The following is a 20608-nucleotide window of genomic DNA, read 5'->3' as shown; positions in this document are numbered from 1 at the left end:
CTCTTTTTATTAAGTGATTTTAATGAGTTTTGACGCGGTGATACGTAAATCGTCACCAATGCGCGCACATTCATTAAATGTTAAATCAACGGTGTTTTGCATACTCGTCAATTCAGGAAAATTAACTAAACTTTTTGCATCATGGCCCATTAGTTTAGGCGCTAAATAAAAAACAAACTCGTCAACTAAATTAAGCTCTGTCATTTTACCAGCAAGTGTTGCGCCAGCTTCAAGCCAAACATTATTAAACTGTAGCTGCCCAAGTTTTTCTAAAACGGCTTGTAAATCAACTTTACCGTTACTTTCACTGACTTCAATATGCTTTACAAAATGCGGCCATTGCAATGATTTATCAACCTTAGTCGTAAATATTATTACATCACTTTGGATTTCAAATAAAGCAAGGTCCGGTGTTAAACGGTTTTGAGAGTCAATTATAACACGCACGGGCTGGCGAAGCGGCAAATCAGTAGGCAGTGTACAAGGCAGCTCACTTAGTCGCACATTAAGTTTAGCATCGTCTACTAACACTGTATCGGCACCGGTTAAAATAGCGCAGCTTTTCGCTCGGTGTAATTGTACGTCTTGTCGAGCAGCAGGACTTGTGATCCACTTACTTTGCCCATTTTTAAGTGCCGTTTTACCATCAATACTCGCTGCCATTTTGCAAATCACATAAGGTAAGCCTTGCTCCATACGCTTAAAAAAGCCAACGTTAAGTGCGCGAGCTTGTGATTCGAGTAACCCGTAAGCAACGTCAATACCCGCGTCGCTCAGTATTTTAAGGCCTTTGCCAGCAACTTGTGGATTTGTATCAACCATAGCAGCAATTACTTTTACCACACCGGCAGCTTTTAAGCCTTCGGCGCACGGTGGCGTACGGCCATAATGACTACACGGTTCAAGCGTTACATAAGCCGTTGCACCTTGTGCATTTTTTCCAGCGACAGCCAGTGCATTTACTTCAGCATGGCCTTGACCTGCTAATTGATGAAAACCCTCGCCAATTATTTGATTATTTTTAACTAAGACACAGCCAACATTAGGGTTAGGTGTGGTAGTAAACCGACCTTTTTTGGCAAGTTCTATGGCGCGTGCCATATACATTTCATCATGTTCAGTAAAAGTAATTTGGTTAAGCATTTATTATACCAATTGCGTTAAATAAGTGGTCCATTATAGCGCTAAGAAAATAGCGCAATAACAAGGCGAAAATTATGACATATAGTTGTTCTATATGAATAATTTTTAACGCAGTGAGTGCGCTATTTAATGCGATAGAATGATCATATTTTTAATAAAATTGGTATTACTCCCCTAAGCGGGCAATTTCTTCGCCAAATTCGCGTATATCTTCAAACGAGCGATAAACAGAGGCAAATCTTACATACGCTACTTTATCGAGCTTTTTGAGGGCTTCCATAATGCATTCACCAACCAAATGGCTTGAAATTTCTCGCTCGCCTGTAGCACGCAACTGCGATTTTATTATATTCACTACTTCGTCTACTTGCTCTGTGCTCACTGGGCGTTTTTCGAGTGCGCGATTTAAGCCATTTAATAATTTATCTTCGTTAAATGGTTCGCGGCTGCCGTCTTGTTTAATAACACGAGGCATAACCAGTTCAGCGCCTTCAAATGTAGTAAAGCGCTCATGGCAGTCGTTGCACTCACGGCGCCTGCGAACTTGATGGCCTCCACCAACAAGGCGTGAGTCAATAACTTTAGTATCTTTTGCGGTACAAAATGGACAATGCATAGCTCGCTACTTCCGTTTTAAAACAAAAAAGACCGCTAAATAGCGGTCTTTTATCTTAGCAAAAATTAAGGTCTGTTGCTCTTTCAGGATTTAAATTTGTTTTATCTAGAGCCAATTTAATTGCACTGTGCGATTTATAATCGAATAAACTGAGTCAAAACCCAGCCACAAAGCAAAAACTACTTTTAGAGCCACTTCAAAAACAGCGCAAATTTAATCTCAAAAGATAAACAGCTCCCTAACTGTTGTGCTGTTAATTACTGTTGCTTATGCAATTAAGCGTAAACAGGTAATTTTGCACAAATTGCTTTTACTTTTTCTTTAACTTGCGCCTGTACAGATTCATCAGTGATGTTATCTAGTACGTCACAAATCCAGCCAGCAAGCTCTTTTGATTCTTCTTCTTTGAAACCACGACGAGTGATTGCAGGAGAACCAATACGCAAACCAGATGTTACAAACGGAGAACGTGGATCGTTTGGCACTGAGTTTTTGTTAACTGTGATGTTAGCGTTACCAAGGGCTGCATCTGCATCTTTACCAGTGATATCTTTATCGATTAAATCGAGTAGGAATAAGTGGTTTTCAGTTTTGTCAGATACGATTTTGTAGCCGCGCTCTTGCATTACAGCAACCATTGCTTTTGCGTTTTTAACAACTTGTGTTTGGTATACTTTAAATTCTGGTTGAAGCGCTTCTTTAAATGCCACGGCTTTTGCTGCAATAACATGACATAAAGGACCACCTTGGCCACCAGGGAAAACTGCGCTGTTAAGCTTTTTATAGATTGCTTCGTCGCCACATGCAGAGATAATTAAACCACCACGAGGACCAGCAAGTGTTTTATGCGTAGTTGTAGTTACAACATGTGCATGAGGAACTGGGCTTGGGTAAACGCCTGCCGCAATTAAACCTGCAACGTGAGCCATATCAACAAACAGGTAAGCACCTACTTTGTCAGCAATTTCACGGAATTTAGCCCAATCAACAATACCTGAGTACGCTGAGAAACCACCAATAATCATTTTTGGTTTATGCTCAAGTGCTAGTGCTTCAACCTGTGCGTAATCAATTTCGCCCGTTGTTTCATCTAGTCCGTATTGAATTGCATTGTAAAGCTTACCAGAGAAGCTTACGTGTGATCCGTGAGTTAAGTGACCACCATGAGCTAAGCTCATACCAAGTACAGTGTCGCCTGCTTCTAATAGCGCTAGAAAAACAGCAGCATTAGCTTGCGAACCAGCATGTGGTTGTACGTTTGCGTAGTCAGAACCAAATAACTCGTTAGCACGGTCAATTGCTAATTGCTCAACAACATCAACGTGCTCACAACCGCCATAATAACGTTTGCCAGGGTAACCTTCTGCGTATTTATTTGTAAGCTGTGAACCCTGCGCTTCTAGTACGCGTGGGCTACAGTAGTTTTCTGAAGCGATTAGTTCAATGTGCTCTTCTTGGCGAGCAGTTTCTTTGTTTATCGCGTCAAATAACTCTGGATCAAAATCCGAAATATTCATGCTACGTTCTAACATTGGGGTCTCCTAGGGCAACGTGTATGGTGTTTTTTAGAGGCTTTATTGTACGCTTTAAACGACTCTTTGCCTACGCTCTTAAGTTGAGGATATTTAAACAGGGATTGAAACTATTTCACAGACTTTTTAAGATGATATTTTCTTATAAAACCATAACGATTTTAAATGAATGCTATTTCCTACATTTAATTAGTAAATGCAATTCACTAGATTTAATAGCCTAAAGTTATAAAAAAAGGCGGCTTAACCGCCTTTTTGAATTAATTAACTTAGCCAAGTTTAGCAAGTATTTCTGTACGTAATGCGTCGTAATCGGCCTTTATATCGCTTGCTAGGCATGGTTTTGCTAGTGCGTCGCTAAGTGGTTTTGGCATACCTAATTCAATATTTAAAATACCCTCTACGCTTTCTTTAAACTTAGCAGGATGAGCGGTTGCTAAAAAGATACCCGCAGCACCAGGCGCTCGATTTTCAACAAGACCTTGGTACGCAATAGCAGTGTGGGGCTCTGCAACATAACCCGTTTGTTGAATTTTTTTCATCACCAATTGCGTGTCTTCCTCGTTTACGCTAGTTGAATAAAAGTTATCGTAGCTAAACCAGTTATTATCTAACATTGTTTGCACACGCGGCCAGTTGTTTGGCTTACTTACATCCATTGCATTTGAAAGCGACTCAAGTGTTGCGTTTGGCGTCCAGGTTTTATCAAGCATAAAGCGCGGCACAGTATCATTTTGGTTGGTTGTTGCACTTAATTTACCTACAGGTAAGCCAATAACCGCACCAATCATTGCAGCACATACATTACCAAAGTTGCCACTTGGCACTGATATATGCGCTGTTGCGCGTTTTTCTTTTGGTAGTTGTGCAATGGCCTCAAAGTAATAACAAACCTGAGCAACTAAACGGCTAATATTAATTGAATTAGCAGAATTAAGCCCAAGTGTTGATTTAACTTCTTCATCTAAAAAGGCATTTTTAACCAACTCTTGGCAATCATCAAAACTGCCATCAACTGCGTAACAATGAATATTGTTACCTAACGTAGTAAATAGCTTTTGCTGAGCAAGTGAAATTTTGCCTTTAGGATATAAGATGACAACATCGATATTCGGCTTGTTATAAAAAGCATGTGCAACGGCTGCACCAGTATCGCCCGATGTTGCGGTTAAAATAGTTACTTTTTCATCTTTATTAAATTGCGCTAAACACTCAGCCATAAAGCGACCACCAAAGTCTTTAAACGCAAGCGTAGGACCATGAAACAACTCTAAGCAGTATGTATTCTCTTCAACTTCTACCAGCTTAACTGGAAAGTTAAATGCATTTTTAACCATTTGTGCCACAGTGTCGCTTGGCAGCTCATCACCAATTAGGTGAGATAATATTTTGCCACTGCGTGTAACAAAGTCCATATCAAGCAATGTATCAACATCAGACAGTGGGGCAAGGGATTCAGGGAAAAACACACCTTGATTACGACCTAAACCTGTTTTTACGGCTTCAACGAACGACACTTTTTGTGAGCTATCTTTTAAATTATGTAATTGCATGACTACCTATCCTATAAAACTGTTAATTGACGCGTGCCGTCGTTATCTAATTTACAAATGTGGCAAAAGCCTTGCTCGTTAATGTAATTTGCCTCTAACCACTGCGCGCATTGCTGTGCAGATTCCAGTGTTTTACACACAGTAAATAACGTTGGTCCTGCGCCCGAAATACTCACTATTTCAGCGCCCAACGCTGGTAAGCTTGCTTTGGCTTCACTAAAACCTTTAATAAGCGGTGCGCGGTAAGGTTCTGCTATTTCATCTTTCATTATGCTAAGTGCATCGTCAAAACGATTAGTCAACAGTAAGCTACTAAATGCCGATAAACGCTGTGCAAACTCAACACTTGCATGCATGCTCAACTCTTTTGGTAAAACCGAGCGCGCTTTTGCAGTGTTGAGTGAAAAACCAGGGAACGCAGCAACGTAGTACCAATTTTCATCAACAGGAAGTGCAATCGATTTATCAGGGATTAAATCACCTGTTAATTGCAAACCACCTAAATAGCATGGCGTGATGTTGTCGTAATGACGACCACCGCTCACTACAGCTTCAAAGTCAGCCATAAGCTCAATAAGCTCAACCTGACTTAAGTTAGTTTGTGCAAACTTATCAAGGGCAGCAAAGGTAGCCACGACCGAGCATGCACTAGAACCAAGTCCAGATCCAATTGGTAAATTCTTTTTAAGCTCGAGCTTTACGCTTGGCATATCAGGCGCAACATGCGCTCTAAAATGTACTAAACACTGGTACGCTAAGTTTTCATTCGCATCACTTGGTAACTTGTGAGCGTAGTCGCCAGTACAAATAAATTCGTCACTTGGTGCTGCACTTACAACGGCTACATCGCCTAATAAACTACCATCAATTGGCGCAAGCGCTGCGCCAAGTGCATCAAAACCTACTGCAAAATTACCAATAGACGCCGGAGCATATACTTCAATCATAACGAGCTCCTAGCGCGATAGTGTTTTTAAAATATCAGCAAATACACCCGCTGCTGTTACTTCAGAGCCTGCACCATAACCACGAATAACAAACGGACGTGGCTGGTAGTATTGACTTAAAATAGCAAGCGCGTTTTCGCCATCGCGAATTACATTAAGCGCATGTTTTTCATCAACAGCCTCAATACCTACTTTACAGTGACCTCCTTTAATTGTACCTACATAACGAAGTACCTTACCTTCGCTCGCAGCACTTTGAATGCGGTCATTAAAATCAGCATCTAGGCTTGGTAGTTTTGCCATAAACTCATCAACGCTATCACCTTGTGCAAAACCTTGTGGTAATACTGACTCAACTTCAATATCGCTTAGCTCCAATTTCATACCGGCTTCGCGAGCAATGATCAGTAACTTACGTGCTACATCGGTACCCGATAAATCATCACGAGGATCTGGCTCAGTAAAACCGCTTTCTTTGGCTTTAATAGTTGCCTCAGAAAGTGATAAACCATCTTGAAGTGCGCCAAACATATACGAAAGTGAGCCTGATAAAATACCGCTAAACTCTAGTAACTCATCACCGGCACCAAATAATGACTGCAAGTTATCGATTACTGGTAAGCCTGCACCAACGTTAGTTTCGTATAAAAATTTACGATTATTCTTTTGCGTAGCAGCTATTAAATCTTGGTAATACGTGTATGAGCTTGTTGTCGCTTTTTTATTAGCTGCAACCACATGAAAGCCTGCATTTAAAAAGTCTACATACTGCGCAGCAAGTGCATCTGAAGATGTACAATCTACTAATACCGGATTCACTAAGTGGTTTTGCTTAACAAATTGCTCTACTAATTTTAAATCAAATGCTTGCTCAGATAAGGCCAATTTTTGCTGCCAATCACTAAAAGCGATGCCTTCGTTATCAAGGTGTAATTGACGAGAGTTAGCAACACCATACAAGTTAAGTTTAATATTACGCTTTTCAAGCCAAGCTTGCTGACGTTCAAGCTGATTAATAAGCTCTTGCCCTACTAAGCCACAACCTAGTAAAAACACATCAATTGACGGCACATGCGTGAAAAAGTTTTCATGGCATATTTTTACAGCGTCATTACATAACTCACCATCAATTACCGCAGAAATAGCACTTTCTGTAGAATCCTGTGCAATTGCCACAATATTTACTTGCGCTTGTGCAAGCGATGCAAAAAACTTAGCCGCTAAGCCACGGTGTGCGCGCATGTTGTCGCCCACTAAAGTAACAATGGCTAAATTACGCTGTACTTGTACAGGCTCAATAAGTCCTGCTTGTAATTCAAGCTCAAATGCAGTTTGTAGCGCATCGAGTGCAAGTGCTAGGTCTGTTTCGTGCACACAAAAACTAATGCTAAATTCACATGATGATTGCGTGATCAATACAATTGATACGTTATCATGAGCAAGCGCGTTAAATACCTTAGACGCCATGCCTACTTTACCTTTCATGCCTGGGCCTGAAACAGTTAACATTGCAAGGTCTTGTAAGCTAGAAAGCGCTTTTACGGGCTCATCAGATGAATAATCGTTACCAATTAATGAGCCTTGTGCGTCTGGGTTATGCGTATTTTTAATTTCACATGGCACGCCTGCTTTAGCACACGGTAAAATTGTTTTTGGGTGAAGTACTTTTGCACCAAAGTAAGAAAGCTCCATCGCTTCTTTATAAGATAAAAAATCTACTTTAGTGGCTTTTTTAATATAACGAGGATCAGCACTGTATACGCCATCAACGTCTGTCCAAATTTGACAAATCTCAGCTTCTAAACATGCTGCTGCAATTGCTGCTGAGTAGTCTGAGCCATTACGACCAAGCGTTGTAAGCTCGCCCTTGTCATTACTCGCAGTAAAACCAGGCATGATATAAATAGTTGCAGGATTTTCTTTAAGCACAGCTTGAAAGCGCGCTTTACTTGTTACTAAATCAGCCTCGGCGTCGATATAACCACCAGTTGAGGCGATACAGCTTGTTGCTTCTAAGTATCTTGCATCGTGCGAGTTCAATAAAGCCTGCATTAAAGAAACGCTAACGCGCTCTCCAAAGCTAATTACAAATGCGCGAACTTGATCAGGGCAACACTGTATAAGCGACACGCCATCTAGTTTATTTTTAAGTTCCCTTAGATCTGGCCAGATTGTAACTACTACGCCACTTTTTTCAACGTCAGCTTTTAGGCCTTCACAGCGACTCGCTAATGCTTGCCATTGCTGCGAAAAATCTAAGCCTTGCTCTGCGGCACTTGCGAGTGCAACTAGCGAATCGGTCATTCCACCTGGAGCAGAAAGCACCAATAACATTTCATCTTTTAACTGTGCTTTAACTAACTGAGCTACCTGTTGTAAGCATGCATAATCGGCAAGTGAAGACCCACCAAATTTTAAAACTCGCATTGTTTATGTTCCTCATCCCATAAAACGAAAAAAGGCCTGTGTTCTAAGTGAACACAGGCCTTTAAATTTGTTGCACCGACCTATGCCACTATCCAGTAAGAATGATGGTTGTAATAATAATGGTCAGTACGCGATTAATTGTTTTCATATGTTAAGACTGCCTTAACAAAGGCTATGCTGTCAACCCTAAATTAAAAGATAAAACAGCCTTTTTTAACATGAAAAAACCTAATGAATGCCAAATTTATGCAATATTTTATTTAAGCTTGATTTGTTAATAGGTTTATCAATAAAATCAATTGCGCCAAGTTGGGCGACTCGTTGCTTCATTTTCTCCTGTATATCAGCAGAAATAACCAACACAAAGCACTCTATTTTTTCTATTTTTATAGTTTCAAGTACTTGTATACCATCAACCTCTGGCATGGTGAGGTCTAGGCACAGTAAATCAAAGTTTTGTGCTCTTAAAAGATCGAGGGCGTTTGCTCCATTTATAGCTTGTTGTATATCTGCATCTATACACTCATTTAAACACCGCACGACTTGTTTACGAGCAACAGCAGAATCATCACAGACTAATATCGAAAATTTCATCATGTTTACTACTACACAACCATCAAAGTTATTAAAAGACCATCTTCCTTTGCACTCAAGACACTTTAACACGCATCTAAATACTTAGCGCATTAATAATTCAATGCAATGATAAATATAGAATTAATTCATTTAAATATGATTAACGAAACTAAATTCTAATCAAACTTACAAAACTTAACGTCTAACAAATTTACTAATTCATAGCTGAATTTAATTACATTAATACTACATACCTATTTAATTAGATTTATCTTATTAAATTTTAACTTTTTTATTTATTTTTAGAGGTTTATTGACTAACTTTTAAATTACAATAGTAACGTTACAAAAATAACAAAGGATGAACAAGTCACTCATGTTACAAAAAAGCCTTTCTAAGAAGCTACTAACAAGCGTTTTATCCGTTTATTTTTTGCTTACCTTCGTAGTGACTTGCGGACAGGTGCTTGCTGAATATCTCAATACTAAAGACTATATACGTGATGAATTAAGTACATTACAAAAAACCTTTAGTCGTAGCTTAACACGTGCAATTTGGGAGCTTAATACCAAGCAAACAATTACAACAGCAGAAGGTTTACTCGCCATTCCCATGATTGAAGGGATTATTGTTCGAGATGACAGCGGCGAAATTATTTCACAGTTAGGGCGCTCGCTCGACATACATAAGCTATATAACCAACAGTTAGTACAAGAAGAAGCTATTTTAGAAGACGCGAAATCCGGTCTGTTTGGTTACACCTTTCCACTTATTTTTGAATTTTCTGGCCGTGCTACCCAAGTGGGCGACGTTACCTTGTTCTCTAGCCGAGAAGTTGTTTTCAGCCGAATTATGGTATCAATCTACTTTTTGATTGGTAATGCGATGATTAAAACCACCTTTTTAATCATTTTATTTTTAATGGCATTTAGAAAGCTTCTTACAGATCCCTTAGCTGAGCTTACTGAGCAACTAGAAAACCTAGAATTAGATGAGCTAGAAGGACAGCACATAGAAATAGAAACAGAGGAGCATAACGAACTAAAAGTAATGGAGCAGTCGTTTAACAAACTAATAGATAAAGTGGTTCAGTACAGAAAAGAGCTTGAGCACACCCAAAAAGAACTCATTATTAGTAACGAAAAGCTCGATCATCACAACATACAACTAGAGCAAGACGTAGCCCGTAAAACATCAAACTTAAGCCAAGCAATGATGGAATTACAACAGCAAAAATACGAACTTGAAAAGCAAAAAATTGTGCTCACTGAAGAAATAGATTTACGCCGCAGCACAGAGCAAGAGCTAATTACAAAACAAACTGAATCTCAGCGTTATATAGAAGAGTTAAGCCTTGCACAGGAACGTTTATTAGGCACAGAGAAGATGGCCGCACTAGGCGGACTTGTGGCGGGTATTACACATGATATAAACACCCCTATTGGTATAGGTGTAACGGCAATATCGTTTTTGCAAGAACGCTTAAGTAAACTCGAAATTGCTTACAGTGAAAAAACACTTTCACCAAAAGCACTAGAAGAATTTATTAACGAAGCAAAACAAAGTACAAGTTTGTTAACCACTAACTTAGATAGAGCCTCAGAGCTTATTGCTAGCTTTAAGCAAATAGCGGTCGATCAGGCCAGTGAAGCTGTAAGAACTATTAACTTTAAAGATTACACTAACGAAGTAATACGCTCACTGCATCCAAAACTAAAAAAGACATCCCATACAATAAAATTAGAATGCCCTGATGATTTAGTTTTAAATTTACCGGCAGGCGCCATCAGCCAAATTTTTACTAACTTAATTATGAATTCACTCATTCATGGCTTTGAAGGTAAAAGCAACGGTGTGATGGATATCAAAATAAGCGCAGATGACACTAACTTAACGATTGATTACAAAGATGACGGTAACGGAGTTACCAGTGAGCAATTGAAAAAATTGTTTGACCCATTCTTTACGACTAAACGCGATGAGGGCGGAAGCGGATTAGGTACCCATATAATGTTTAATTTAGTTAAACAAACCCTTAGTGGATCTATTGATGCAACGAGTGAACCAGGCAAAGGTCTGCGTTACTATATTCAATTTCCAAAGAACATGGCTAAGCCAATGCCTATTTTTGATAAATATGAATAAAAAAAAGTATATGCATTAAATTATTAGGGCGCGTTGATCTTTGGTGGTTGAATTTACAGCAACATGTTTGGTTTTTAGGCAAGGCAGAGCCTATGTAGTGTGGTTATTCCCCATAAATAGGCGATAACGCAGCATAAATACCAAACATGCGCAGCCCTTTGAGCTCGATCTAGGGACGATTAACTCTTTGTTGCCTACATGGATGTAGGTAAGGCGCGTGAGCAGGACGCGGAAGCTTTGCTCGGTTTTTACTTATTCTTATATGGATGTAAGCCAGTAGGGTAACGCAGGAGCAGTTACCGAGCCCGCTAGGTTACAAACCTCGCGCCGCGATTTAATCTTCCTTGGATTGAACAAATTTCAATCCATAAAGTTCAACACGCCCTAGTAACAAATCAGTCATTTCGAGATGCTGTTTTTATTGCTATGATTGGACAAATTTTTCAAATGGATCAATTCCCCTATGTGGTTTAGTAACCTTATTTGTTACCGCTTTAAGCAAGACGTTTCATACACCCAAGAAGATTTTGATAAAGCATTAGAGCAAGATTTATTTCGCCCATGTACTGGTCAAGAGCTTGCAACATTTGGTTGGACGAAAGCGTTTGGAAAGCATGGCGAAACACTATCGCATTTTTCTCAAAAAAGTATTTTAGTTTGCGCAAAACGTGAAGAAAAAGTACTCCCAGCTTCTGTTATCAACGAACTAGTTGCTGAGAAAATTGATCAGATAGAAGCCGAAGAAAACCGCCCTGTTAAAAAGAAAGAAAAAGACGAATTAAAAGAAAACATTCTTCATACTCTTCTACCCCAGGCATTTAAAAAGTCGAGCTTACAATTTGCCTTTATTGACCAAGAAAATGGCTGGGTGGTTGTAAATAGTGGCAGCTTTAATAAAGCTGAAGAGCTACTGGCACTACTTCGTAAATCGTTAGGAACGCTCCCAGTTGTACCTGCGTTTGCTAACTACGACCTAGATGTATTCTTAACTGATTGGTTAACTAACTTTAGTACACCAGAAGGTTTTGCTATTGGCTCTGACGCTGAGCTTGAAGAAGCTGACGACAGCGGTGCACAAGTAAAACTAAAAGGCCATGATCTGGCATGTGATGAGGTTAAATCGCACTTAGAAAGTGGTAAACGCGTAACTAAACTGGCACTTGATTGGCAAGAACGCCTCAAGTTTATGTTGCAAAACGATGGCTCTATCAAGCGTTTAAGCTACTCTGAAACTCTAAAAGAAGAGAACGCAGATATTCCTAAAGAAGATATGGCTTTAAAACTTGATGCTGACTTTATTTTAGCTTCTGAGGAAATAAAGCAATTACTTGAAGAACTAACTGCTGGCTTAGGTGACGTTGAAGATTTAGAAAAAGCGTAAATACCACAACCTACATAAATATTTAAGCGCTTTGAAGCATTAAATAGATTCATATATAAGTAGGTTGGTATAACAGATAAAAAAATCCGATAGCAGTTTACTGCTATCGGATTTTTTAATGGAATTTTTAGAAGCGCTTATTTATATATTTGTTATCCGCGAAAAGAATTTAGCTAACGTTCGGCGTATTAAAACCTAAGGTAATCATCTCTCAAGTAAGAGATTACAGCAAGGTTCAAAGGAAAGTTATGTAGAGTGATATGAGATTATCTATATGCGCTTCAAGCTGGACTGCACAAAAACTGAAGTTTTGATTTTAATTGAAATCATTAACTTATTTATGCAGATAACTTATTTTAGCTTTTAGCGTCTTCAACTTTAGGTTGGCGATATATTTTTATAATGTGGTATAAATTTACAAGCGACAATAAGCCGTTGGTAAAAATAACAGGTACTGCGCCAATGGCAACACCGTATGCAGTAAATACAATACAACCAAACATGTTGTACCAACGCAGTTTTACTACATCTGTCATTGTTAACGATGCAACCAATAAAGCTGTTGCAATATAGCCTAAATATTCCCAACTCAATTGTTCTCTCCTAGCCTTTAGGTTAGCATTACATGTACTGCTAACTTATGGCACTTATAAGTATTGCAAAGTTACAACAAAATAAAAAAGCTAACTTGCTTAAAAACCTGAAAAAGTTTGCCGGAAAACACCAGCAAATACTTAAATCATTACACGGGAAATGAAGGTAAAATAATATTATTAGCAAAGCTAATAATATTAGTAGCAAGTTAGCGTAAATTCTTAGTGTCTTAATGCTAACGTCATTAAGATGTAATAAATAGGACAAATGTCCGAAGAGCACATTGATGTTTCAATACCATTTTTCTAGTTACCTTGTTGATCAGCTTTTAACCTTTGCCGGTAGTAGCTATCAACAATCAAAAAAAGAAGTTCTGATCCATCAAGATCAGCCTTTAAGCAAGCTTGTGCTTGTACGCAGTGGCACTGTGTCGTTTAGTTACGACGTAGGTAATGGACGACGCCTGCTGTTAGGACAATTGGATTGTAACAACACCCTTATTGGTGAAATAGAAGCGCTAAATAATAATCCGTGTATTTATACGGTAACGTGCTTTAGCGATGTAACTTATAATCTTATTGAATTAAGACATTGGCGTGCTCTGCTGCTTGAAAAACCAGAACTGAGTTTATACACCGCACAAACTATTGCGGCTAAATTTCAGGAAAACCAAAAAATCAATTTAGATAAGCTACTACTACCATTGAGCTACAACATAGCCAAAGATTGCTTACTAAGGGCCGAGAACAACAACCCTACGCTACTTAGAGCCTATCCAACTGTAAATGCTGAAGCCGAACGCTTTGCTACCACTGAGCGAGCTTACAGACGTGTTGTTACAGAACTTGTCGAAAAAGGCTTGGTACTTAGAAGTAACGATGGCTTACAAGCAGTCGATATACCAAAGCTAAGTGAATACGTAGATAGCTTTGCTCAACTTTAAGTTATTTAAAATTTACCCATAAAAAAAGGCCTTAACGGCCTTTTTTTATTTATACAAATTACTGATTACTTCTCTAGCAAAATGTCATGAATTTTCACAAGATCAGATTTACCTGCAATAATTTCATCCGGTGTTAAACCCGATAGTTCATGCGGGAACACTAACCACTCTTCAGACTCATGAATATAATAATCTGGAACAGTGTCTACTTTTGAGTTTTTTGGCTTGTAGTACGGACATGCAATACGAATATCACGTGGCAAGTTTAAGCGCATAAGCTCTGAAAGCTTTTCTTTTAATGCAACAATACTACGACCAGAGTCAAATACATCATCAACAATTAATAATGAGTCGCCTGCATTTGCGTTCTCAACAATGTAATGCAAACCGTGGACTTTAATTTCTTTAGATTGTTTACCAATACCGTAATAAGACGATGTACGCACTGCAATGTGGTCAGTCTCAATGCCTTTATAATCGTAATATTCTTGAACAGCAATACCGATCGGTGCACCACCTCGCCAAATACCAATAATAAAATCAGGACGAAAGCCATCTTGGTATACTTGTGCCGCTACGCGGAACGAATCTTCAAGCAGCTGTTGAGCTGTGATGTAGCACTTATCTGACATAATTAGAAACCCCAGTGGTGGATATAAGATTTGAGCGCAGCTTAGAGTTAAGCAAAAATTAAACTCAAACAGGTATTGGCGACGGATTTTACCGCAAATGAAATAAAATTGCTTGCCTGTAAATTAAAAAATAGGCACCCAAAGGTGCCTATTTTTAGTGTAAAAAGCATAATTTAGTAAATATTATGCTTTTTCTTGTAGGGTACGAGCAACCGTACGCATACCTTGAGTTGTTGCGCCCGCTGCCCATTGGCTTGTACTGCCCATGTTAAAAGCAGCAGCTAAGTCTATGTGCACCCAGCCTTTGCCATCGTTTGGCACAAAGCGTGATAAAAAGCCTGCAGCATTCGATGCACCACCGTAACCGCCACCCTTTTGTGCACGGCTATTTGCTGTATCAGCATAAGGAGATGGGCAGTTTTGTTGATGCCATTTTTCAAGAGGAAGTGGCCAAGCAGCTTCCATTTCTTGAGATGCAAAACTTTCAACTTCACGTGCAAGTTCTTTATCAAGTGCAAATAATGCATTGTACTCTTGGCCAACAGCAACAAGCGCTGCTCCAGTTAGTGTTGCTGCATCAATGATAAGTGGAGCGCCAGTCTCTCCTGCTGCCATTAAGCCATCAGCAAGTACTAAGCGACCTTCAGCATCCGTGTTTACAATTTCAACTGTTGTGCCATTTTTGTAAGTAAGAATGTCACCTAATTTGTATGCATGACCCGAAATTAAGTTCTCAGCACAACATAAAAACAGCTTAATACGTTTTTCAATACCACGGTTAATAGCCAATGCTAAACCTGCTGTTACTGTTGCAGCGCCGCCCATGTCGCACTTCATACCAAGCATACCTTCGCTTGATTTAATTGAGTAACCACCTGAGTCAAACGTAATACCTTTACCAACAAGCGCAGCACTTACTGGTGCATTTTCGTCGCCTGTTGGGTTGTAATCAAGCTCAAGCAATACTGGTGGGCGAACACTACCGCGACCAACTGCATGAATACCAATCCACTGTTGTTCTAGTAACGCATCACCTTTAATAATTTGGTAACTTACGTGTTCAGGCGCTAATGATTGAATAAACTCAGCTGCTTTTTCAGCTAGGCTTTCTGGGTAAATGTCATCGGCAGTACCGTTAACCATTTCACGTGCCCAAATTGCTGACGTTTTTAAGTGAGCAAGTTCTTTAATATCTGATTGTGCGTTATCAACAAACTCAACACCGTTTAATGATTTTGGTGTTACAAAGCCTTGGTAAAAAGCCCACTGGCTTTCTGTACACCAAGTATCACCTGCTAATTCAACATTTTTAACGCCTTGGCTTGCAATAGTACGGCCTGCTTTTTGAACATTTTTTAATGTGTCTTGCTCTGATAAATGAACAGTTGCACCGCGCTCGTTAAAAGACAATGACGCATTATCGCCCCAATGACTCGCTGCTGCTTGTTCGCTTAGTTGAACAACAAATTTTTCACTCATGTTAGAATTCCCTTGCACTTAAATGTGCCACCGAGTTTACTATAGAGCGCTTAAGTTCCCAACAGCTTGAGATAAATAACATAAATCACACTGCTGAGCAGTGTTTACGCTTTGGAAGTTATTATGAAGTACACGCCAGCGCTGCAACCAGCCATATTATTAAAGCGCTACAAACGCTTTTTAGCTGATTTACAATTAAGTGATGGCAGCGAATTTACCGCACATTGTGCAAATACAGGTAAAATGACGGGATGCGCTGAGCCAGGCTTTACTGCTTTTTATTCAACAAGCGATAACGCAAAACGAAAATACCCGCATTCATTAGAGCTTACGCAAAATAACTTATCGCAGCTTATTTGTGTAAATACAGCGGTGGCTAATAAAGTAGTAGAAGAAGCAATAAACAATAATGTCATAAGCGAGCTACTCGACTACAGTCAATTGCAAAGCGAAGTTAAGTACGGCAGCGAAAACAGTCGTATCGACTTTTTACTCACAGACGAAAATAAGCCCAATTGCTATGTAGAAGTTAAGTCAGTCACATTATTAAGCGAAGATGCACCACAAAGCGGGCAAGGCTACTTTCCTGATGCGCAAACACTGCGTGGACAAAAACATATCCGCGAACTAATAGAAATGATCGAACAAGGCCACCGAGCAGTATTACTGTTCGCTGTTTTACATGAAGGAATAAATACCGTAAGTGCAGCTGCGCATATTGATAAAAAATACGCCACGTTATTAAACCAAGCAATAATAGCCGGTGTTGAAGTATTAGCATACAAAGCCAAAATTTCAGCTAATGGAGTCTTACTTCATAAAAGAATAGCATTTATAGAATAGTGTAATAAACCAAGGGATTGAACTAAGCGTAATTTACAAAGCACCCTAATTATAGAAAGTGGTAAAAAGTGAATTATAAAAATTAACTTGTTTTTAAAGCTTTTGCCCATATAACAAGGCAAGTTTTAGAAAGCGAATATGTGAATTAATTAAAAGTGTAAATAAACTATTAATACACTTTTTACTCAGTAAGCATGGTTGAAGCTAATTCGATTAATTAAAAATAAATTTGCCTAGGATATAAGATTCTGTTATTTATACCGCCGGCTAATGCTGAGGCATTAAATTAAGGATTTAGGAGAGAGTTATGCCAGACCAAAAGAAACATGGTTTATTGGCTCAAGCCGGTTTAGAACCATACCAAGAAAAACCAGGCGAAGAGTACATGAATGATGCACAACGTGCTCATTTTAGAGCAATTTTAGAGACTTGGCGTAACGATTTACGTAACGAAGTTGATCGTACTAAATCGCACATGCAAGACGAAGCTGCTAACTTTCCTGACCCAGTTGACCGCGCTGCACAAGAAGAAGAATTCTCTTTAGAACTTCGTACTCGTGACCGCGAACGTAAATTAATCAAAAAAATTGAAAAAACAATTAATTTGATTAAAGAAGATGATTTTGGCTTTTGTGAGTCTTGTGGCATCGAAATTGGCATACGTCGCTTAGAAGCACGTCCTACTGCCGATTTATGCGTAGACTGTAAAACACTTGCAGAAATCAAAGAAAAGCAATCTGGACGCGGCTAATTAAAACTTATTAGTTAGTTATGTCTCCTACAGCCGTTACTGCGCCTATGCGTAAATATCGCGGTCGTTTTGCACCGTCTCCTTCTGGGCCATTACATTTTGGCTCACTTGTAGCGGCTGTGGGTAGTTATCTAGATGCAAAAGCTAATCAAGGAAAATGGTTAGTTCGTATAGAAGACATTGACACTACGCGCGTGGTTAAAAACGCCGACTCCGATATTCTAAATACCTTACAAGCCTACGCCCTTTACTGGGATGAACCTGTTGTATATCAAACGCAGCGTCTGTCTTTATATCAAGATATTACCCACTCACTTTTAGAGCAAAACCTTGTTTATGGCTGCACCTGTACTCGCAAGCAAATAAAAGCTATTGGCGGTATTTATCAGGGGCATTGCAAAGCACTTAATCATCATACTCAATCCGGCGCACTTCGTTTAGTTCAGCAACATCCAACGACCCAATTTAGTGATTTAATTCAAGGTGATATATCTGTAAATAGTGCATTATCCCACGAAGATTACTTAATTAAACGCAGTGACGGTTTATTTGCATATCAACTTGTTGTGGTCGTCGATGATATCGATCAAAGGATAAATCGAATCGTAAGAGGCGCAGATTTAATTGAACCAACAGCTCGGCAAATTAGTTTGTTTAAACAACTCGACAGCCCCGTACCTGAATTTGCTCATTTACCTTTAGCGGTTGCCAAACCCGGTTTTAAACTATCTAAACAAAATTATGCCCCCGCCATTTGTAAACAAAATCCAAAGCCTGCTTTACTTAGCGCTTTTGAATTTTTAGGGCTACCTGTTATAGCTGATTTAAGCGACTTAAATATAGAACAATTAATCGATTGGGGAATTAAAAACTTTAGCTTAAAACAGGTCCCCCAAGTATCCGAAATACAAATTTCTCAACATCCACATAGCCAGAAAGTCCAATTTACACATTTAAGTAAATAAAATAGCTAAAAACGGCTTAATTTCAACACATCAACTTAATTTTTAAACCCTGCTGGTATATGATAGCCGCCTAAATATATGCTAATTACGTCAAACAGCTTGTACTGGGTTATAACCGCCCTATTTGCTGTAACTTTTGATTGCGATGCAGAGTCAATCACACCTTCTAGGAGACAGACTATTATTTCCAAGCTTTTTCAATTTTGTCGACAAATAATCGGCCCGAATACAAGTGCACAAAGCGCTTCTGTAAGCAGTGAACCTATTGTTGTCACTCGTGGTGAGCATGGTATTTCTCGCAAACAATTTAGCCCAAATGCAATCAAAGTATTATACCGCTTAAAAGACGGTGGCTACGATGCCTACCTTGTTGGTGGTTGTATTCGCGATATATTGTTAGGCCAACAGCCAAAAGATTTTGACGTAGTTACTAATGCAACTCCAGATCAGGTAAAAAAACTATTTAGAAACTGTCGCCTGATAGGTCGTCGCTTTCGTCTAGCACACATTGTATTTGGCCGTGAAATTATCGAAGTGGCAACAATGCGTGGCCACCACGAAGCGCAAGAAGACAAAAATCAAATAAGCCAATCAAGCAATGAAGGTCAACTACTACGTGATAACGTATTTGGCAGTATTGAAGAAGATGCAGAGCGCCGCGACTTTTCAATCAACGCACTTTATTACTCAATTAAAGATTTTAGTATTCACGATTACGCCAACGGCTTAGCGGCAATTAAAGCTAAACAAATCGAGCTTATTGGCGATCCTGAAACGCGTTACCGCGAAGACCCTGTTCGTATGTTACGTGCAGTACGTTTTGCCACTAAGCTTGATATGAGCATTGCGCCTAAAAGTGAAAAGCCAATTAGCGAGCTTGCAAGCTTGCTTGATAACATTCCGCCAGCTCGTTTATTTGAAGAAATTCTTAAACTGTTTTTAAACGGCAAGGCCGAAGCTAACTTTTTAATGCTGCGTAAATACGGCTTATTCCGCTCACTTTTTCCTGAACTTGATAAAATTTTAGATAAAAACCCAAGTGGCTTAGAGCACACGCTTATTCAGCAAATGTTTCAAAATACCGACAAGCGTATTAATGCCGATAAAAAAGTAACACCGGCGTTTATTTTTGCAGCCCTACTTTGGTTCCCACTGCTTGAGCGCACTAAAAAAATTCAAAGCCAAGAGCAATTATCTGAATACGATGCTTTCGCACAAGCAATGAATAAAGTACTAAGCGATAATTCACAGCATATAGCTGTTCCTAAGCGCTTTACTTTAGGTGCTCGCGATATTTGGCATATTCAGCACCGCTTAGATAAACGTGCTGGCCAACGTGCATACAGGCTAACGCAACAGCCTCGCTTTAAAGCCGCTTACGACTTTTTATTATTACGCGTAGATGCAGGCGAAACTCAGCATACAGAGCTTGCTCAGTGGTGGACACAATACTTAAGTAAAGATATAAACGGCCAAAAAGAGATGGTTAAAAGCTTAGGCCATCAAGGTGGTCCTAAGCCGCGAAAGCGCCGTCGTCCTACTAAAAAGCCAACTGAGTAATAACATGCATTGTGTTTATTTGGGTTTAGGTGCCAACCTAAACTCACCAAAAGAGCAGCTTGATAACGCGATAATTGCGCTTAAAAAGCTGCCTAATTGTGAATTTGTAAACGTATCGCATTACTATGCAAGTAAGCCTATGGGCCCACAAGATCAACCAGACTATATCAATGCCGTAGCCTGTATTAAAACGACCCTTGATCCAGAGCAATTACTTGATTTAACACAAAGTATTGAGCTTGAGCATGGTCGAGTAAGAAAAGCTGAGCGTTGGGGTCCACGCACACTTGATATCGATACCCTATTATTTGATGATCAAATTATAAATACGGCGCGCTTAACCGTGCCTCATTATGGTTTGAGTGATCGCGAGTTTGTGGTTTACCCACTATTAGAGCTTGCACCTGAACTTATTTTACCTAGCGGCATTGCATTAAAAACCATTGCAAATAACTTACCGCTCAACGACTTACAACAATTACCTCTGTAATTAACCTAGGCTTTTGCCTGCGAGGATATT

Annotated in this window: 18 protein-coding genes; 8 read left to right on the top strand and 10 right to left on the bottom strand. The window is 39.3% G+C overall.

All coding sequences use genetic code 11. From position 1 onward, the window contains the following. Positions 1–9: 9 nt before the first annotated feature. The 7 genes from ribD to I6F10_RS06900 all read right to left on the bottom strand — a co-directional run bounded on the left by ribD (position 10) and on the right by I6F10_RS06900 (position 8815). Complete coding sequence (gene ribD, locus I6F10_RS06930; RefSeq protein ID WP_165744065.1) at positions 10–1143, bottom strand: bifunctional diaminohydroxyphosphoribosylaminopyrimidine deaminase/5-amino-6-(5-phosphoribosylamino)uracil reductase RibD; 1134 nt, start codon at positions 1141–1143, stop codon at positions 10–12. A 166-nt stretch (positions 1144–1309) separates the two neighbouring features. Continuing rightward, the gene (nrdR, locus tag I6F10_RS06925) at positions 1310–1759 is read right to left on the bottom strand and encodes a transcriptional regulator NrdR (protein ID WP_002961761.1); all 450 of its coding nucleotides are present in this window, start codon (positions 1757–1759) and stop codon (positions 1310–1312) included. Positions 1760–2034: 275 nt separating this feature from the next. Then, entirely contained in the window at positions 2035–3291 is a 1257-nt protein-coding gene (gene glyA / locus I6F10_RS06920) for a serine hydroxymethyltransferase (protein WP_002961763.1), read from the bottom strand. 269 nt (positions 3292–3560) lie between these two features. Next, on the bottom strand, positions 3561–4844 hold the full coding sequence (gene thrC, locus I6F10_RS06915; protein WP_165744066.1) for a threonine synthase: 1284 nt from the start codon (positions 4842–4844) through the stop codon (positions 3561–3563). Positions 4845–4855: 11 nt separating this feature from the next. Next, a complete protein-coding gene (gene thrB / locus I6F10_RS06910) occupies positions 4856–5791 on the bottom strand; it encodes a homoserine kinase (protein ID WP_165744067.1) in 936 nt (311 codons plus the stop codon). Positions 5792–5800: 9 nt separating this feature from the next. Further along, complete coding sequence (gene thrA / locus I6F10_RS06905; RefSeq protein ID WP_165744068.1) at positions 5801–8218, bottom strand: bifunctional aspartate kinase/homoserine dehydrogenase I; 2418 nt, start codon at positions 8216–8218, stop codon at positions 5801–5803. Between the two features lie 228 nt (positions 8219–8446). Then, positions 8447–8815 carry a response regulator gene (locus tag I6F10_RS06900; protein WP_165744069.1) on the bottom strand — a complete coding sequence of 123 codons (369 nt, stop codon included), beginning with the start codon at positions 8813–8815 and terminating at the stop codon, positions 8447–8449. A gap of 355 nt (positions 8816–9170) precedes the next feature. Between I6F10_RS06900 and I6F10_RS06895 the strand changes: the two genes are divergently transcribed. Both I6F10_RS06895 and rdgC read left to right on the top strand, forming a co-directional pair. Then, positions 9171–10940 carry a sensor histidine kinase gene (locus tag I6F10_RS06895; RefSeq protein WP_197098666.1) on the top strand — a complete coding sequence of 590 codons (1770 nt, stop codon included), beginning with the start codon at positions 9171–9173 and terminating at the stop codon, positions 10938–10940. Positions 10941–11403: 463 nt separating this feature from the next. Next, positions 11404–12321, top strand: coding sequence for a recombination-associated protein RdgC (rdgC, locus tag I6F10_RS06890; protein ID WP_002962662.1), 918 nt, complete (start codon positions 11404–11406; stop codon positions 12319–12321). A gap of 356 nt (positions 12322–12677) precedes the next feature. Here rdgC and I6F10_RS06885 read toward each other — a convergent pair whose 3' ends face one another. Next, positions 12678–12914 carry a YgjV family protein gene (locus I6F10_RS06885; RefSeq protein WP_165744071.1) on the bottom strand — a complete coding sequence of 79 codons (237 nt, stop codon included), beginning with the start codon at positions 12912–12914 and terminating at the stop codon, positions 12678–12680. Positions 12915–13201: 287 nt separating this feature from the next. Here I6F10_RS06885 and I6F10_RS06880 point away from each other — a divergent pair, with 287 nt between their 5' ends. Further along, on the top strand, positions 13202–13858 hold the full coding sequence (locus I6F10_RS06880; protein WP_002962665.1) for a Crp/Fnr family transcriptional regulator: 657 nt from the start codon (positions 13202–13204) through the stop codon (positions 13856–13858). 65 nt (positions 13859–13923) lie between these two features. Here the strand turns inward: I6F10_RS06880 and I6F10_RS06875 are convergent, their stop codons facing one another. Both I6F10_RS06875 and pepB read right to left on the bottom strand, forming a co-directional pair. Continuing rightward, a complete protein-coding gene (locus I6F10_RS06875; protein ID WP_002962666.1) occupies positions 13924–14490 on the bottom strand; it encodes a phosphoribosyltransferase in 567 nt (188 codons plus the stop codon). Positions 14491–14673: 183 nt separating this feature from the next. Then, positions 14674–15969 (bottom strand): aminopeptidase PepB, encoded by a 1296-nt coding sequence (gene pepB / locus I6F10_RS06870; protein WP_002962668.1) that lies wholly within the window; start codon positions 15967–15969, stop codon positions 14674–14676. A gap of 123 nt (positions 15970–16092) precedes the next feature. Here pepB and sfsA point away from each other — a divergent pair, with 123 nt between their 5' ends. The 5 genes from sfsA to folK all read left to right on the top strand — a co-directional run bounded on the left by sfsA (position 16093) and on the right by folK (position 20578). Further along, a complete protein-coding gene (gene sfsA / locus I6F10_RS06865; RefSeq protein ID WP_165744072.1) occupies positions 16093–16812 on the top strand; it encodes a DNA/RNA nuclease SfsA in 720 nt (239 codons plus the stop codon). 307 nt (positions 16813–17119) lie between these two features. Then, positions 17120–17563, top strand: coding sequence for an RNA polymerase-binding protein DksA (dksA, locus tag I6F10_RS06860; RefSeq protein WP_002962671.1), 444 nt, complete (start codon positions 17120–17122; stop codon positions 17561–17563). 20 nt (positions 17564–17583) lie between these two features. Beyond that, the gene (gene gluQRS, locus I6F10_RS06855; RefSeq protein ID WP_138489569.1) at positions 17584–18528 is read left to right on the top strand and encodes a tRNA glutamyl-Q(34) synthetase GluQRS; all 945 of its coding nucleotides are present in this window, start codon (positions 17584–17586) and stop codon (positions 18526–18528) included. 78 nt (positions 18529–18606) lie between these two features. After that, on the top strand, positions 18607–20088 hold the full coding sequence (gene pcnB / locus I6F10_RS06850) for a polynucleotide adenylyltransferase PcnB (protein ID WP_206013271.1): 1482 nt from the start codon (positions 18607–18609) through the stop codon (positions 20086–20088). A gap of 4 nt (positions 20089–20092) precedes the next feature. Next, positions 20093–20578 (top strand): 2-amino-4-hydroxy-6-hydroxymethyldihydropteridine diphosphokinase, encoded by a 486-nt coding sequence (gene folK / locus I6F10_RS06845; RefSeq protein WP_002962677.1) that lies wholly within the window; start codon positions 20093–20095, stop codon positions 20576–20578. The last annotated feature ends 30 nt before the right edge of the window (positions 20579–20608 follow it).

Source organism: Pseudoalteromonas sp. SWYJZ98 (assembly GCF_015864495.1).
Taxonomy (GTDB): Bacteria; Pseudomonadota; Gammaproteobacteria; order Enterobacterales; family Alteromonadaceae; genus Pseudoalteromonas; species Pseudoalteromonas distincta.
Note: the sequence above shows the minus strand (reverse complement) of the source record. Positions and strands in the feature narration are given on the sequence as shown.

Coding starts and splice junctions, on each gene's coding strand:
- ribD (WP_165744065.1), bottom strand. CDS start 1,143: ATGCTTAACCAAATTACTTTTACTGAACATGATGAAATGTATATGGCA.
- dksA (WP_002962671.1), top strand. CDS start 17,120: ATGCCAGACCAAAAGAAACATGGTTTATTGGCTCAAGCCGGTTTAGAA.
- rdgC (WP_002962662.1), top strand. CDS start 11,404: ATGTGGTTTAGTAACCTTATTTGTTACCGCTTTAAGCAAGACGTTTCA.
- I6F10_RS06900 (WP_165744069.1), bottom strand. CDS start 8,815: ATGATGAAATTTTCGATATTAGTCTGTGATGATTCTGCTGTTGCTCGT.
- folK (WP_002962677.1), top strand. CDS start 20,093: ATGCATTGTGTTTATTTGGGTTTAGGTGCCAACCTAAACTCACCAAAA.
- thrA (WP_165744068.1), bottom strand. CDS start 8,218: ATGCGAGTTTTAAAATTTGGTGGGTCTTCACTTGCCGATTATGCATGC.
- thrC (WP_165744066.1), bottom strand. CDS start 4,844: ATGCAATTACATAATTTAAAAGATAGCTCACAAAAAGTGTCGTTCGTT.
- I6F10_RS06880 (WP_002962665.1), top strand. CDS start 13,202: ATGTTTCAATACCATTTTTCTAGTTACCTTGTTGATCAGCTTTTAACC.
- thrB (WP_165744067.1), bottom strand. CDS start 5,791: ATGATTGAAGTATATGCTCCGGCGTCTATTGGTAATTTTGCAGTAGGT.
- pcnB (WP_206013271.1), top strand. CDS start 18,607: ATGCTAATTACGTCAAACAGCTTGTACTGGGTTATAACCGCCCTATTT.
- gluQRS (WP_138489569.1), top strand. CDS start 17,584: ATGTCTCCTACAGCCGTTACTGCGCCTATGCGTAAATATCGCGGTCGT.
- glyA (WP_002961763.1), bottom strand. CDS start 3,291: ATGTTAGAACGTAGCATGAATATTTCGGATTTTGATCCAGAGTTATTT.
- sfsA (WP_165744072.1), top strand. CDS start 16,093: ATGAAGTACACGCCAGCGCTGCAACCAGCCATATTATTAAAGCGCTAC.
- I6F10_RS06895 (WP_197098666.1), top strand. CDS start 9,171: ATGTTACAAAAAAGCCTTTCTAAGAAGCTACTAACAAGCGTTTTATCC.
- I6F10_RS06875 (WP_002962666.1), bottom strand. CDS start 14,490: ATGTCAGATAAGTGCTACATCACAGCTCAACAGCTGCTTGAAGATTCG.
- pepB (WP_002962668.1), bottom strand. CDS start 15,969: ATGAGTGAAAAATTTGTTGTTCAACTAAGCGAACAAGCAGCAGCGAGT.
- nrdR (WP_002961761.1), bottom strand. CDS start 1,759: ATGCATTGTCCATTTTGTACCGCAAAAGATACTAAAGTTATTGACTCA.